Source organism: Shimia sp. Alg240-R146, from assembly GCF_947331465.1.
In the GTDB taxonomy this organism is placed as follows: Bacteria; Pseudomonadota; Alphaproteobacteria; order Rhodobacterales; family Rhodobacteraceae; genus Shimia.
The window spans coordinates 1,260,576-1,273,882 of the sequence record NZ_CAMZOK010000002.1 but is presented as its reverse complement, the minus strand read 5'-3'; the positions used below and the strand labels follow the sequence as shown (position 1 = coordinate 1,273,882).

The following is a 13,307-nucleotide window of genomic DNA, read 5'->3' as shown; positions in this document are numbered from 1 at the left end:
ACCGTGCGCCGGGATGGGCACAATTTAAGAAAAAGGTTGGATAACTGTTCTTGTCCAAAGCGGACACAGGATTTGAGACCACAAAGAGCGATTGGCTCGGCAGGCGATTTCAGGCGGGAGCGGCACGGGATGTTATTGGATTTTCTACGGCGCGAGACGGCGACGGCACCAGACACAAAGGCCAGCGCAACGGGGCCAGTTATGGCGTGGCACGGCGCGGGTCGTGTCGCTTGGAGCCCTCGCGACACGGTGTCGTTGACGCGTTCAGGGTTCGCAGGAAACCCTGTCGGATTTCGGTCGGTCAAGCTGATTGCCGAAGCGGCTGCGGCATTGCCTCTGGTGCTGCAGAATGCCAGCGAGAGGTTTGAGGCACACCCCTTATTGGCGTTGATACGCTCGCCGAATATGGCACAAGGCCGCGCCGAACTTTTTGAGGCGCTCTACAGTCAGCTTCTGTTGTCGGGCAATGGCTATGTTGAGGCGGTTGGCGGAGCTGAAGGCGCGCCGTTGGAGTTGCATGTGCTGCGGTCGGACCGCATGAACGTAGTGCCCGGCGCAGATGGCTGGCCAGTGGGTTATGAATATGCCGTTGGCGCGCGCAAACACCGGTTTGATGTGGGCGAGCGTTCGCTGATCTGCCACATCAAGGCGTTTCATCCGCAAGACGATCATTATGGATTTTCTCCGCTGCAGGCTGCGGCGATGGCGATTGACGTGCACAACAGCGCGTCGCGGTGGTCCAAGGCGCTTCTCGACAATGCGGCGCGCCCTAGCGGTGCGATTGTATATCGCGGAGCCGAGGGGCAGGGCAGCCTGAGCGCGGATCAATACGACCGGTTGATTGGCGAAATGGAAAGCCACCATCAGGGCGCGCGCAATGCGGGGCGTCCGATGTTGTTGGAAGGCGGATTGGATTGGAAGCCAATGGGGTTTTCCCCAAGCGACATGGAGTTTCAAAAGACCAAGGAAACTGCGGCGCGGGAAATTGCCTTGGCGTTTGGGGTGCCACCGATGCTGCTGGGTATTCAAGGGGACGCGACTTATGCGAATTACCAAGAGGCGCATCGGGCCTTTTTCCGGCTTACGGTGTTGCCGCTGGCAACGCGTGTGGCGGCGACCGTTGGGGATTGGCTGGCGGGATATGTCGGTGAAGAGGTCACCCTGAAACCAGATCTGGACCAAGTGCCGGCGCTTGCCGGGGAGCGGGATGCGCAATGGGCGCGCGTGGCAGAGGCAGATTTTCTCAGCGAGGCAGAAAAACGGGCGCTGTTGGGCTTGCCGCCGTTGCAGGGCGATGCGGATGAGTGAACATCGGGTTGGGTTTGAGGCGTTTGATTGTGCGCCAGGACTGCGCCTTGAGGCGCATGAGCGGGTCGCGAAGTTGCAGTTTGATAGCCTGAACAGGCGGTTGGACAAGATTGAGACTGCGATTGAGCGGTTGGAGAGGCGGCTTTGGCTGACGGTTTACGGCGTGGTGGCCGTGATCCTCGCGCAAGCGTTTCAATCGGTATTGGGGGTGACGCCCTGATCGGGCGGAGAAGGGAAATAGCATGGCGAAAGACATGGAATTGGAGCGCAAGTTCGCGCGGTTTGGCGATGGGTTGTCGGTGGCAGATGGCACAAAAATTGAGGGCTATGCGTCGCTTTTTGGCACGAGCGATCGGGGCGGGGATGTGGTGCGCAAAGGCGCCTATGCAGCATCCCTTGAGGCGCTGAAGCGTTCGGGCCGGTCTGTGAAAATGTTGTGGCAGCATGACCCTGCGCAGCCAATCGGGATTTGGGACGAGGTGCGCGAAGACGCGCGTGGTTTGTGGGTCAAAGGACGGCTCTTGACGGATGTGGTCAAAGGGCGCGAGGCGGCGGCTCTGATCGAAGCCGGGGCGATTGACGGCTTATCCATCGGGTATCGCACTGTGCGCGCCACAAAAGGCGATAAGGGCGAAAGGCTCTTGCAGGAACTGGACCTTTGGGAGGTGTCGCTGGTGACCTTCCCGATGTTGCCCAGTGCGCGGGTGGCGGCGAAGGAGGAAACTCCGACGGACGACTTGCGAGATCTGGCCGTGGTCTTTGATGACGCGCGCCGAGAACTGACGCCAAACTAGGGCGTCGCTAACCAAAGACGGGAACAAGCTGATGAGCAAGACCGAGAGCATTTCTCGGACCGGGGAAGGTGTGTCCCCAGTGGCCGAGATGAAATCCGCGGTGGCGGGTTTTGTAAGCGAACTCAAGAGTTTCAAAGAGAATCTTGAAGAGAAAATGAGCAAACAGAAAGAGCGAATGACCATGCTTGAACGCAAAACAGTACAGGCCGCGCGACCACATTTGGCAGCGGCAACCGATTTTGATGCCCCACACAAGAAGGCTTTCGATGCGTATCTGCGCAGCGGCGAGGATGATGGGCTGCGCGGGCTGGAATTGGAAGGCAAAGCCATGTCCAGCGCCGTTAACAGCGACGGTGGGTATTTGGTGGACCCGCAGACATCGGAGACCATCAAATCGGTGTTGAACACCACGGCCTCAATCCGTGCGATTGCCAATGTCGTCAATGTTGAGGCGACCTCGTTTGATGTTTTGATCGATAGCAGCGAAATGGGTGCAGGTTGGGCAGATGAAGCTACTCCGACCGCCGAGACAGGCACGCCGACGATCGAGCGCATTTCCATTCCGTTGCATGAACTTTCCGCTTTGCCAAAGGCGTCGCAACGCCTGTTGGACGACAGCGCATTTGACATCGAGGCCTGGCTGGCGGGACGTATTGCAGACAAGTTTGCCCGTGCCGAGGCTGCGGCCTTTATCAATGGCGACGGTGTGGACAAGCCGATGGGCATCATGACCCATCCGTCGGTGGATGACGCGAGTTGGTCTTGGGGCAACATTGGCTATGTGGCGACTGGCGTAGATGGCGATTTTGGCGGCGGTGACGCGATTATCGATCTGGTCTATGCGGTGGGTGCGCAATATCGGGCCAACGCCAGTTTTGTGATGAATTCCAAAACTGCGGGCGCGGTGCGCAAGCTTAAGGACGCAGATGGTCGTTTCTTGTGGTCGGATGGCTTGGCGGCTGGTGAACCAGCGCGTTTGCTTGGCTATCCGGTGCTGATTTCTGAAGACATGCCTGACATTGCCAGCGGGGCGGATGCGATTGCCTTTGGTGATTTTGCAGCTGGGTACACGGTGGCAGAGCGTCCTGATCTGCGTGTGTTGCGTGATCCGTTCAGCGCCAAGCCGCACGTGATGTTTTACGCCACCAAACGTATCGGCGGTGATGTCAGTGACTTTGCGGCGATCAAGCTTTTGCGCTTTGCATTGAGCTGATGATCGGTCGGATCAGGCGGGTCTTTCCGCCTGATCCGCGCGCGTCAGGTGCCTGTACGGTGTCTGGCGGATCCCTTGCGTTCAAGCAACGTGAGGTCGCGTGCCAAACTTGAGTAACGAGATTTTCGGAGTGTTTCCATGATGTTGGTCGAAGAGACTTCGGTGCCGGTTGCGGCGCTCCCTGTTGCGGAATTCCGCGAACATCTGCGGCTTGGCACTGGGTTTGCCGAGGATGGATTGCAGGACACAGTGCTGGAGAGTTTTTTGCGCGCGGCAATGTCCGCTGTAGAGGCCCGCACCGGTAAGGTGCTTTTAAGCCGCGCGTTTTTTTGGACCCTTGAGGCCTGGCGCAGCGCGCAAACACAGACCTTACCGGTTGCTCCCGTGACAGAGCTGACGCAGGTCACGTTGACCAATCGTGCAGGTGAGGAAGTGGTGGTGGCCTCCTCCAGCTATCGCTTAATTGCGGACACGCAGGCGCCTCAAATGCGCAGCACGTCTGCCTGCCTGCCGCAGATCCCTGAGGGTGGCACAGCGACGGTGCGGTTTGAGGCCGGTTATGGCGCGGCGTGGACGGATGTTCCCGTCGATTTGCAGCAGGCCATTTTGATGTTGGCCGCGCATTATTATGAGTATCGACATGACACAGCGTTGCAGGGCGGCTGCATGCCGTTTGGCGTTTCCAGCCTGATTGAACGCTATCGTCCGGTACGGCTTGGCGCGGTGGCGGGTCAATGAGTGCGCTGACGGTAACACTGTCGCGCCAACTTGTGTTGGAAGCCCCGGTGCAGGCACCTGATGGAGCGGGTGGATTTGCCCGACATTGGCAGGCGCTTGGCACGCTTTGGGCAGAAGCGACTGCGTTGACAGGACGTGAGCGCGATGGCGGCGATGTGTCTATGGCTACGTCGCGTTTTCGCATCACGGTGCGTGGCGCGCCGATGGGATCGAGCAAACGCCCCGCGCCGGGACAGAGGTTTCGGGATGGCACACGAGTGTTCACCATCCAAACGGTCAGCGAGCGTGACATTCAAGGACGATACCTGAAGTGCCTTGCGGTTGAGGAGGTTGTGACATGAGTTATGGCGCGGCGCAGGCATTGCAACAGGCCATCTTTGAGAGATTGAGCACTGATGTGGGCGTTATCGCAGAGGTGGGAACAGCCGTCTATGACGCCGTGCCGCAGGGCAATTTGCCGAACCTTTACGTGAGTTTGGGACAGGAAACGGCGTTGGATAGGTCTGACAAGGACAGCGCCGGTATTGAGCATCGGTTTGTGATCTCCGTGATCGCAGATCAAGCGGGATATGCGGGCGCCAAATCGGCGGCGGGCGCTATTTGCGACGCCTTGGTGGATGCCGATCTTGCGCTTAGCCGAGGGCGGCTCGTTTACCTCAATTTTGATCGCGCAGTGGCGCGCAAAGACACAAGCGCAAACCTGCGCCGGATCGATCTGCGGTTTCGGGCGCGGATCGAAGACATGCAACCTTAAAAGACGGAGACGGACAATGGGTGCTCAGAACGGCAAGGATCTTTTGATCAAGGTGGATTTGACCGGTGACGGTCAGTTTGAGACTGTGGCAGGACTGCGCGCCACACGGATTAGCTTTAACGCAGAAACCGTCGATGTGACGTCGCTTGAAAGCCAAGGCGGGTGGCGGGAATTGCTAAGCGGTGCAGGAGTGAAAGCCGCTTCGATCAGCGGATCGGGTGTGTTTAAGGACGCCAGCACAGATGAGCGCGCCCGCCAGATATTCTTTGACGGGGAGACTCCTGATTTTCAGGTGATCATTCCGGATTTTGGCACTGTGGAAGGGCCATTTCAGATCGCTGCGATCGAATATGCGGGCAGCCACAATGGCGAGGCAACCTATGAGTTGTCGTTGTCATCCGCTGGCGTGCTGACATTTGTGGCAGCCTGAGATGGCCAATCCCTGGGCCGGAGAAGTGGCGATCGAATTGGATGGTGCGCGTCATGTGATGAAGCTGACATTGGGCGCACTTGCGGAGCTGGAACACCAGCTGGGTGCCGACAGTTTGGTGGCTTTGGTTGAGCGGTTTGAGGCGCGAGGCTTTTCGGCACGCGATGTGAGCGCGTTGATCCTGGCGGGGCTTCGTGGCGGTGGCTGGCAAGGCACAGCGGGCGATCTGGCCAATGCAGAAATCGGTGGTGGGCCACTAGAGGCGGCACGGGCGGCAGCGGTGCTGTTGGCGCGGGCGTTTAGTCTGCCCGGTGAAGGCGGCACATGAGCGGATTTGATTGGGGAAGTTTGTTGGGCTGCGCCATGCGGCAATGCCGGCTGTGCCCTGAGGAGTTTTGGGCGCTTACGCCGGTTGAGTTTGGCGTTTTGGTGGGCGCCAACGGGTCGGGGGCCGCGCTGAGCCGAGACCGGTTTCAGGCATTGATGACGGCGTTTCCGGATAAAACAGACATGGAGGGATCGGGCGATGGATGAGATCGACGGACTTGAGATGCAAATCGAGGCTTTGGAAGTAACACTGGGCGACGCGAGCGCGGTTGTGTCGGGATTTGACGGCGAACTGCAACAAATGCGGGCGTCTTTGGCGGCGACGGGTACAGACGTGGCCGCGCTGGATAAAGGCATTAGCCGAGGGTTGCGCAAGGCGTTTGACGGTTTGGTGTTTGACGGGAAAAACCTGTCTGACGCGTTGGAAACGCTAGCGAAAACCATGATTGACGCCACCTATCGGGCTGCGATGAAACCGGTGACGGATCAAGTGGGTGGGCTGATTTCTGGCGCTGTGGGCGGCTTGTTGGGCGGAATTTTCCCGTTTGCCGACGGGGCCAGTTTCTCGCAAGGGCGGGTGCAGCCATTTGCGAACGGCGGTGTGGTGTCCGGCCCCGTTGCTTTTCCAATGCGGGGCGGTCTTGGCCTGATGGGCGAAGCCGGTCCCGAAGCGATCATGCCACTTGCGCGCGGCAGTGATGGCAAGCTTGGCGTGCGAAGTGGGGCAGGCGGTGGATCTGTGAGCGTTGTTATGAACATCACCACGCCTGATGCAGACGGGTTCCGACGTTCTCAGGGTCAGATCGCCACACAGATGAGCCGCGCCTTGGGGCGTGCTCAGCGCAACAGATAGGAGATGAGGCCATGGGATTTCACGAGGTACGATTTCCGGCCAATCTGAGCTTTGGCTCGGTCGGTGGACCAGAGCGGCGCACAGAGATTGTGACGCTGGTCAACGGGTTTGAGGAACGCAATTCTCCCTGGGCACACTCTCGCCGGCGTTATGACGCGGGTGTAGGGATGCGGTCTCTGGATGATGTGGAGGCGTTGATTGCGTTTTTTGAAGCGCGCCACGGAAAATTGCATGGGTTTCGCTGGAAAGACTGGTCTGACCATCGCAGTTGTGTTGCATCTGCCGATATCGATTACCGAGATCAGGTGATTGCGATTGGAGACGATGTCACCGCCCAGTTTCAATTGATGAAGACCTATCGCTCCGGCGATCACAGCTATGCCCGCCCGATTTTAAAGCCGGTGGCGGGGTCGGTAAAGATTGGCATCGCCGGAGACGAATTGCGCGAGAGCCTGGATTTCGACGTCGACGTGAGCAGTGGAATTGTCACGTTTGATCATCCGCCAAATGCGGATCGGGAAATCACCGCCGGATACGAGTTCGACGTGCCGGTTCGATTTGACACGGACCATATTCAAACCAGTGTGGCGAGTTTCAAGGCCGGGGACGTGCCAAGCGTGCCTGTGGTGGAGGTGCGGGTCTGATGGCGTTTCATGACGGGTTGAATGCGCATCTTCAAAGCGGCACCACCACTGTGGCGCGCGCTTGGCAGATTACACGAAAAGACGGAGTGACTTTCGGGTTCACCGATCATGATTGCGATCTTACCTTTGGAGGCGTGGCATTTCGCGCAGCCACGGGCCTCAGCGCGACGGCAATCGAGCAGGGCACCGGACTTTCAGTGGACAATCTTGAGACCGTAGGTGTGCTAAATGATGCCGCGGTACGTGAAAAGGACATCGATGCGGGGCGATTTGACAGTGCGCAGGTAACGGCCTGGCTGGTGAACTGGGCACATGTGTCTGAACGGCAAGTGTTGTTTCGCGGCTCTATTGGGGAGATTCGGCGCGGCGGAGGGGCCTTTACTGCCGAGCTTCGGGGGGTGAGTGAGGCGCTCAATATTCCGCATGGGCGCATCTATCAGAAGCCTTGTTCAGCCGTGTTGGGGGATGGACGGTGCAAATTCGACGTGACCGCGCTTGGGTTTACCGCAGACCGAGAAATTGTTGAGGTCGAAGATGGCCGCATTTTTAGGTGGGCTGATTTTGATGGATTTGAACCGGGATGGTTTACGCGCGGGCGCTTGATTGTTCGCGACGGTGCAGCTGCTGATCTTAACGGGTTGATCAAAGTTGACCGTTTTCTTGAAGGTGGGCGTCGCGAGGTCGAGTTGTGGGAACCTCTGCGTGCCGAGATTAAACCCGGGGATCTGGTGCGGCTGATCTCAGGATGTGACAAGCGATTTGACACCTGCCGTTTCAAATTTGGCAACATACTGAATTTTCAGGGGTTTCCTGATATTCCCGGAGAGGACTGGATCACCAGCTATCCCACTTCGGAAGCTGACACTACCGGCGGAAGTCTGCGATGATGGGCGAACAAGGGCCGCGCGTGGCGCAGATCGCGCGCCAATGGATCGGGACGCCGTATTTGCATCAGGCAAGCCTACAGGGCGCGGGCGCGGATTGTCTTGGGCTGATACGTGGGATTTGGCGCACGCTGTATGAACAGGAGCCCGAAAGACCCCCGGCCTACAGTCGAGATTGGTCGGAACCTTCGGGCAATGAGGCTTTGTGGCGCGCGGCCCGTCGACATCTGATTGCAAAAGAAAAATCTGCGGCATGGGACGTAGGTGACGTTTTGCTTTTCCGCATGTGTTCGGGAGCCGTGGCAAAGCATTTGGGCATTTTGGTGCAGCTGGGCCCGAATGCCGCATTTGTGCATGCCTACAGCGGTCATGGTGTTGTTGAGAGCGCGCTTGGCACGGCGTGGCGACGAAGGGTTGTCGCGCGGTTTGAGTTTCCAAAGGAGAGTGGCTGATGGCAACGGTGATCTTGGCGGCCGCAGGGGCGGCAATTGGTGGCTCTTTGGGCGGCACGCTGGCGGGGATATCCTCGGTAGCAATCGGCCGGCTTGCTGGTGCCACCGCTGGACGTTTGATCGACCAGCGCCTTATGGGGGCCGGGTCAGATGTGGTGGAGTCCGGAAAAGTCGAACGCTTTCGGTTGACCGGCTCCGCCGAAGGCGCCGCAATTCGGCGGATATATGGGCGCATGCGTGTTTCGGGGCAGGTGATCTGGGCCACGCAATTCATGGAGCATGTGACCGTCACAGGCGGCGGCAAGGGCGCGCCGGTGACACCCAAGACGCGCGATCACAGCTATTTTGTGTCGCTGGCGATTGCGCTTTGTGAGGGGGAAATTGCGCGCGTTGGCCGAATCTGGGCCGATGGTGTGGAAATTTCGCCTGAGGACCTGAATATGCGTGTCCACCATGGCACGCAGGATCAGTTGCCAGATGCCAAAATAGAGGCAGTTGAGGGCGCGGGTGCGGTGCCAGCGTATCGTGGCACGGCCTATGTTGTACTTGAAGATTTGGATTTGTCTGCCTTTGGCAACCGCGTGCCGCAATTTTCGTTCGAAGTTGTGCGATTATCCCCAAGGGTTCAGGAAACTGCCAAAAGTGATTATGCGCAGACCGTAAATGCCGTAGCTTTGGTTCCTGGAACCGGGGAATACGCGCTGGCGACAACACCGGTTTTTTATCGACGGGGTGCAGGTGAAGAATGGAACGCCAACGTCAATAGCCCGTCCGGAAAGACGGATTTTGTCACGTCGATGCAGGCTTTGGACGAAGAATTGCCAAACTGCAAAGCGGCCTCGCTTGTGGTGAGTTGGTTTGGTGACGATTTGCGCGCCCCGGAATGCCAATTGCGGCCAAAAGTTGAGGACACGGAGGTTGATGGCCGTGACATGCCTTGGCAGGTGTCGGGGCTGTCGCGCGGTGACGCGCAGGTGATTGCCCAGATGGAGGACCGCCCCATTTATGGGGGCACGCCAGCGGACGCTTCGGTCGTGCAAGCCATTGAGCATATGCGCGATATGGGGCAGTCGGTGATGTTCTATCCCTTCATTTTAATGGAGCAAATGGCAGGCAACGGCTTGCCTGATCCCTGGACGGGTGCGGACGATCAGCCGGTTTTGCCGTGGCGTGGCCGGATCACCAGCAGCGTCGCCGTTGGGGAAGATGGAAGCCCAGATGGCACGCAGCAAGCCGAGGACGAAGTAGTAACCTTTTTCGGCTCAGCCAGTGTCGAAGATTTCGTCGTTTCTGACGGCGCGGTTCATTATAGTGGCCCATCGGAATGGCGCTATCGCCGGTTCATTTTACACTATGCAGCGCTTTGTGCGGCCGCAGGTGGCGTAGACGCGTTTTGCATCGGGTCCGAGATGCGAGGGCTGACACAGATTCGTGGCGCAACGGGGTTTCCAGCCGTTGCTGCTTTGCGCAGTTTGGCGGCAGACGTGCGCGAGATTTTGGGTGAGGATACCAAAATCGGCTATGCCGCAGACTGGTCGGAGTATTTCGGATATCAACCACAAGACGGGTCAGGTGACGTGTACTTTCACCTTGATCCTCTGTGGGCAGATGCTGACATCGATTTTGTCGGTATAGACAACTACATGCCTCTCTCGGATTGGCGGGACGGGAGGGACCATCTGGACGCGCAGACTTGGAAGTCGGTGCTTGATCCTGAATACCTGCGTGCCAACATTGAGGCCGGAGAAGGCTATTCATGGTTTTATCCTTCCGGACCTGCGCGAGAGACGCAGCGGCGGGTGGAAATTTCCGATGGCGCACATGGAGAGCCATGGGTTTTTCGCTACAAAGACATCCGCGCCTGGTGGGGTAATACACATCATGAACGGGTAGGTGGGGTGCGTGCGGCCACCCCGACCGGTTGGGCGCCGCAGTCAAAGCCAATTTGGTTCACTGAGATCGGGTGCGCCGCTGTTGACAAAGGCACGAACCAGCCAAATGTGTTTTTCGACGCCCGTTCGTCGGAATCCGCATTGCCGCACTTCTCAAATGGCGGGAGGGACGACGCACTCCAGCAAGCCTATATCCAGGCCATGCATACCTATTGGACCCAGGCTGAGAATAATCCCGTGTCCGCGCTCTATGACGGGCCCATGATTGACACAGACCGCATGTTCGTTTGGGCATGGGACACGCGGCCATTTCCCTTCTTCCCCAACAATCGCGCACTGTGGAGCGATGGTGGCAACTATGGAAATGGGCATTGGATCAACGGGCGCTCAGGCAACCGGACACTGGCGTCGGTCGTGGAAGAGATCTGTTTGGCGGCGGGATTGGAAAACTACAACGTGTCAGGCTTGCGCGGCATTGTGCGAGGGTTTGTCGAAACCGAGGTTTCTGACGCACGCTCGGCATTGCAGCCTTTGATGTTGCGATATGGGTTTGATGCGTTGGAACGCGAGGGGGAAATGATCTTTGCGATGCGAGGAGACAAAGCCGTTGTTTCTTTGAAGGCTGAAGAACTTGCCGTTTCTGACGAGCTGGAAGGAGACTTTGAAAGGCAACGGGCGCCGGATGCGGAGATATCGGGACGGGTGCGTTTGAGTTTTGTTGAGGCAGAGCGGGACTTTGAGGCTTTGTCAGAAGAGGCCATTCTGCCTGGGGAAGACAGCCTTGCGGTGACTCAAAGTGACATGCCTTTGTCGATGACGCGTGTTGAAGGCCGCCAAACCGTGGAGCGCTGGTTGGCCGAAGCGCGGGTTGCCCGCGACGGCGTGCGACTTTCGCTGCCACCGTCACGCATGAGTATCGGCGTTGGCGATACGCTGAGCCTTCAAACAGACGGGGAATTTGATGGAGAAGGCTCCTTTCGGATCGATCGCGTGACGCAAAGTGGCGCGCAAGTGATCGAAGCGACTCGGCAGGAAGCCTCGGTGTATAAAGCGTCCCCTTTGCCCGAAGAGACACCGCGTACAATCCCGTTTGTCGCGCCGGTGCCGGTGCTAAGTTTGTTTCTGGATTTGCCTCTGCTGCGTGGTGATGAGGTGCCACATGCGCCGCATGTCGCGGTGACGGCGCGACCTTGGCCAGGATCGGTTGCGGTTTATGCGGCGGACGGTGATGAGGGTTACGAACTCAACAAATTGGTCTCGCTTCCCGCAGTGGTTGGTGTGACCGAGAGCTTTCTCGGTTCAGGCCCGATGGGACGGTTTGAACGTGGCGCGCCACTACAGGTCAAAATGTTGAATGGCGAGCTAGAAAGCGTCAGCGACACGCGGTTGCTGAATGGGAGCAATCTGATTGCAATTGGTGACGGCACGCCAGACAAATGGGAACTGCTGCAATTTCAGAACGCTGACGTGTTGGACGCAAAACGATATTTGTTGAGCAAGCGTTTGCGCGGGCAGTTAGGGTCGGAAGTGGCACCAAACCATGTTTGGCCCGCCGGATCTTGGGTCGTTGGTATCTCTGATGCTGTGACACAGGTGGATCTGACAGCGGCTTTGCGCAATGTTGCGCGGTATTATCGGATTGGGCCGGCGGGACGGGCTTTGTCTGATCCAACCTACACCCATCATATCCAATCGTTTTCCGGAATCGGATTGCGGCCCTACGCACCAGTTCACCTGCAGGCGAAAGCCACCGTTGCGGGCGGTATTGCGGTGCATTGGACACGCCGAACAAGGGTGGACGGCGATGTGTGGGGCGTGGCTGACCCTCCGGTTGGAGAAGACAGCGAGGCCTATCTGGTGCGGGTGCGCCGTGGGGCGCAGGTATTGCGCGAAGCACAGGTCAGCCAGCCAACTTGGCTCTATGGCGCATCTGAAATGATGGCCGACAGTGTTGAGGCGGGAGACGTCGTGGACGTGGCACAGATATCTGCGCGTTTCGGGCCGGGCAAATTCGCCACATTTGATCCGGGGTTCTAGCCAAAATCGCGAGAAAGTGAACCGCTGCGAACACATCCCGAATTGTGATCGTCTGCTTCACCGCTTTGAATTTGCTGCGCGCCACCTATCTGTAGTAGAATGGTGCGGAGAGAATGAGGACATCATGGCTGAGTTGAGACCCAAACTGACCGAAATCGATCCGGTGTGGCAACGCATCACCGACGAGGCCCGTGAGGCTGTTGCCGAGGAACCGCTTATGGGTGGCCTTGTGCATGCATGTGTGCTGCACCACGCTTCGCTTGAGCGCGCGTTGAGCTATCGCTTTGCTGCGAAACTGTCGTCCAACGAGATGTCGATGGTTATCCTGCGGGAAATCGCAGATGAGGCTTTCGCGTCTTCGCCGGAATTGACCGAAGCGGCGCGATCGGACCTTATGGCGATCTTTGAGCGTGACCCCGCGTGTCACAGGTTGCTGCAGCCGATCCTTTATTTCAAAGGGTATCAAGCGGTTCAGGCCTATCGCATCGGCCATTGGCTGTGGCAGCAGGGGCGTACGGATCTGGCCTATTTCATCCAAATGCGCGCCAGTGAAATCTTTGGAATAGACATTCACCCTGCCGCTCGGATTGGCAAAGGCATCATGATCGACCATGCGCATTCCATCGTGATCGGTGAGACCGCCGTGGTTGGCGACAACGTGTCGATGTTGCACTCGGTGACGCTTGGCGGGACCGGCAAAGAAGAAGAAGACCGCCACCCCAAGATTGGCGATGGTGTTCTGATTGGCGCCGGGGCCAAGGTGCTTGGCAATATCAAAGTTGGCCATTGCAGCCGGATCGCCGCTGGATCGGTTGTATTGCAGGAAGTGCCCCCGTGCACCACCGTAGCTGGTGTTCCGGCGAAAGTTGTGGGTGAGGCGGGGTGCGATCAGCCTGCCGTCAGCATGGATCAGGATTTTGTGGACTGTTCCAAAGCCTGAATTAGCAGGATTATCAGAGATCAAGGACCGGCAATGCCGGT

The 13,307-nt window shown here is 58.1% G+C and carries 16 protein-coding genes; all 16 read left to right on the top strand.

What is annotated here, in order from left to right:
• The first annotated feature begins 129 nt into the window (after window positions 1–129).
• The 16 genes from PG871_RS15410 (at window position 130) to cysE (ending at window position 13,266) form a co-directional block, all read left to right on the top strand.
• Entirely contained in the window at window positions 130–1,308 is a 1,179-nt protein-coding gene (locus PG871_RS15410; protein ID WP_270730780.1) for a phage portal protein, read from the top strand.
• Entirely contained in the window at window positions 1,301–1,528 is a 228-nt protein-coding gene (locus PG871_RS15405; protein WP_270730778.1) for a GTA head formation protein, RCAP_rcc01685 family, read from the top strand. Before PG871_RS15410 ends, PG871_RS15405 begins: the two co-directional genes overlap by 8 nt.
• Window positions 1,529–1,550: 22 nt before the next feature.
• Complete coding sequence (locus tag PG871_RS15400) at window positions 1,551–2,102, top strand: HK97 family phage prohead protease (RefSeq protein ID WP_270730777.1); 552 nt, start codon at window positions 1,551–1,553, stop codon at window positions 2,100–2,102.
• A 31-nt stretch (window positions 2,103–2,133) separates the two neighbouring features.
• A complete protein-coding gene (locus PG871_RS15395; RefSeq protein WP_270730776.1) occupies window positions 2,134–3,315 on the top strand; it encodes a phage major capsid protein in 1,182 nt (393 codons plus the stop codon).
• A gap of 138 nt (window positions 3,316–3,453) precedes the next feature.
• Window positions 3,454–4,053: a head-tail connector protein gene (locus PG871_RS15390; RefSeq protein ID WP_270730775.1), complete on the top strand. Its 600-nt coding sequence runs from the start codon at window positions 3,454–3,456 to the stop codon at window positions 4,051–4,053.
• Window positions 4,050–4,394 (top strand): head-tail adaptor protein, encoded by a 345-nt coding sequence (locus PG871_RS15385; protein ID WP_270730774.1) that lies wholly within the window; start codon window positions 4,050–4,052, stop codon window positions 4,392–4,394. The genes PG871_RS15390 and PG871_RS15385 overlap by 4 nt, the downstream gene beginning before the upstream one ends.
• On the top strand, window positions 4,391–4,807 hold the full coding sequence (locus tag PG871_RS15380) for a DUF3168 domain-containing protein (protein ID WP_270730773.1): 417 nt from the start codon (window positions 4,391–4,393) through the stop codon (window positions 4,805–4,807). The genes PG871_RS15385 and PG871_RS15380 overlap by 4 nt, the downstream gene beginning before the upstream one ends.
• A 16-nt stretch (window positions 4,808–4,823) precedes the next feature.
• Window positions 4,824–5,237 (top strand): phage major tail protein, TP901-1 family, encoded by a 414-nt coding sequence (locus tag PG871_RS15375; protein ID WP_270730772.1) that lies wholly within the window; start codon window positions 4,824–4,826, stop codon window positions 5,235–5,237.
• A gap of 1 nt (window position 5,238) precedes the next feature.
• The gene (locus tag PG871_RS15370) at window positions 5,239–5,565 is read left to right on the top strand and encodes a gene transfer agent family protein (protein WP_270730771.1); all 327 of its coding nucleotides are present in this window, start codon (window positions 5,239–5,241) and stop codon (window positions 5,563–5,565) included.
• Window positions 5,562–5,771, top strand: coding sequence for a phage tail assembly chaperone (locus PG871_RS15365; RefSeq protein WP_270730769.1), 210 nt, complete (start codon window positions 5,562–5,564; stop codon window positions 5,769–5,771). Before PG871_RS15370 ends, PG871_RS15365 begins: the two co-directional genes overlap by 4 nt.
• On the top strand, window positions 5,764–6,417 hold the full coding sequence (locus tag PG871_RS15360; protein ID WP_270730768.1) for a phage tail tape measure protein: 654 nt from the start codon (window positions 5,764–5,766) through the stop codon (window positions 6,415–6,417). The genes PG871_RS15365 and PG871_RS15360 overlap by 8 nt, the downstream gene beginning before the upstream one ends.
• 11 nt (window positions 6,418–6,428) lie before the next feature.
• Window positions 6,429–7,061 (top strand): DUF2460 domain-containing protein, encoded by a 633-nt coding sequence (locus tag PG871_RS15355; protein ID WP_270730766.1) that lies wholly within the window; start codon window positions 6,429–6,431, stop codon window positions 7,059–7,061.
• Window positions 7,061–7,948, top strand: coding sequence for a DUF2163 domain-containing protein (locus PG871_RS15350; RefSeq protein WP_270730764.1), 888 nt, complete (start codon window positions 7,061–7,063; stop codon window positions 7,946–7,948). The genes PG871_RS15355 and PG871_RS15350 overlap by 1 nt, the downstream gene beginning before the upstream one ends.
• Window positions 7,948–8,397 carry an NlpC/P60 family protein gene (locus tag PG871_RS15345; RefSeq protein ID WP_270730922.1) on the top strand — a complete coding sequence of 150 codons (450 nt, stop codon included), beginning with the start codon at window positions 7,948–7,950 and terminating at the stop codon, window positions 8,395–8,397. The genes PG871_RS15350 and PG871_RS15345 overlap by 1 nt, the downstream gene beginning before the upstream one ends.
• Window positions 8,397–12,326 carry a baseplate multidomain protein megatron gene (locus tag PG871_RS15340; protein WP_270730763.1) on the top strand — a complete coding sequence of 1,310 codons (3,930 nt, stop codon included), beginning with the start codon at window positions 8,397–8,399 and terminating at the stop codon, window positions 12,324–12,326. The genes PG871_RS15345 and PG871_RS15340 overlap by 1 nt, the downstream gene beginning before the upstream one ends.
• 124 nt (window positions 12,327–12,450) lie before the next feature.
• Window positions 12,451–13,266 carry a serine O-acetyltransferase gene (gene cysE, locus PG871_RS15335; protein WP_270730762.1) on the top strand — a complete coding sequence of 272 codons (816 nt, stop codon included), beginning with the start codon at window positions 12,451–12,453 and terminating at the stop codon, window positions 13,264–13,266.
• Window positions 13,267–13,307: the final 41 nt, after the last annotated feature.

Bases quoted from the DNA above. Each gene is read 5' to 3' on its own strand.
- PG871_RS15410 (WP_270730780.1), top strand. From the start codon at position 130: ATGTTATTGGATTTTCTACGGCGCGAGACGGCGACGGCACCAGACACA.
- PG871_RS15405 (WP_270730778.1), top strand. From the start codon at position 1,301: ATGAGTGAACATCGGGTTGGGTTTGAGGCGTTTGATTGTGCGCCAGGA.
- PG871_RS15400 (WP_270730777.1), top strand. From the start codon at position 1,551: ATGGCGAAAGACATGGAATTGGAGCGCAAGTTCGCGCGGTTTGGCGAT.
- PG871_RS15395 (WP_270730776.1), top strand. From the start codon at position 2,134: ATGAGCAAGACCGAGAGCATTTCTCGGACCGGGGAAGGTGTGTCCCCA.
- PG871_RS15390 (WP_270730775.1), top strand. From the start codon at position 3,454: ATGATGTTGGTCGAAGAGACTTCGGTGCCGGTTGCGGCGCTCCCTGTT.
- PG871_RS15385 (WP_270730774.1), top strand. From the start codon at position 4,050: ATGAGTGCGCTGACGGTAACACTGTCGCGCCAACTTGTGTTGGAAGCC.
- PG871_RS15380 (WP_270730773.1), top strand. From the start codon at position 4,391: ATGAGTTATGGCGCGGCGCAGGCATTGCAACAGGCCATCTTTGAGAGA.
- PG871_RS15375 (WP_270730772.1), top strand. From the start codon at position 4,824: ATGGGTGCTCAGAACGGCAAGGATCTTTTGATCAAGGTGGATTTGACC.
- PG871_RS15370 (WP_270730771.1), top strand. From the start codon at position 5,239: ATGGCCAATCCCTGGGCCGGAGAAGTGGCGATCGAATTGGATGGTGCG.
- PG871_RS15365 (WP_270730769.1), top strand. From the start codon at position 5,562: ATGAGCGGATTTGATTGGGGAAGTTTGTTGGGCTGCGCCATGCGGCAA.
- PG871_RS15360 (WP_270730768.1), top strand. From the start codon at position 5,764: ATGGATGAGATCGACGGACTTGAGATGCAAATCGAGGCTTTGGAAGTA.
- PG871_RS15355 (WP_270730766.1), top strand. From the start codon at position 6,429: ATGGGATTTCACGAGGTACGATTTCCGGCCAATCTGAGCTTTGGCTCG.
- PG871_RS15350 (WP_270730764.1), top strand. From the start codon at position 7,061: ATGGCGTTTCATGACGGGTTGAATGCGCATCTTCAAAGCGGCACCACC.
- PG871_RS15345 (WP_270730922.1), top strand. From the start codon at position 7,948: ATGGGCGAACAAGGGCCGCGCGTGGCGCAGATCGCGCGCCAATGGATC.
- PG871_RS15340 (WP_270730763.1), top strand. From the start codon at position 8,397: ATGGCAACGGTGATCTTGGCGGCCGCAGGGGCGGCAATTGGTGGCTCT.
- cysE (WP_270730762.1), top strand. From the start codon at position 12,451: ATGGCTGAGTTGAGACCCAAACTGACCGAAATCGATCCGGTGTGGCAA.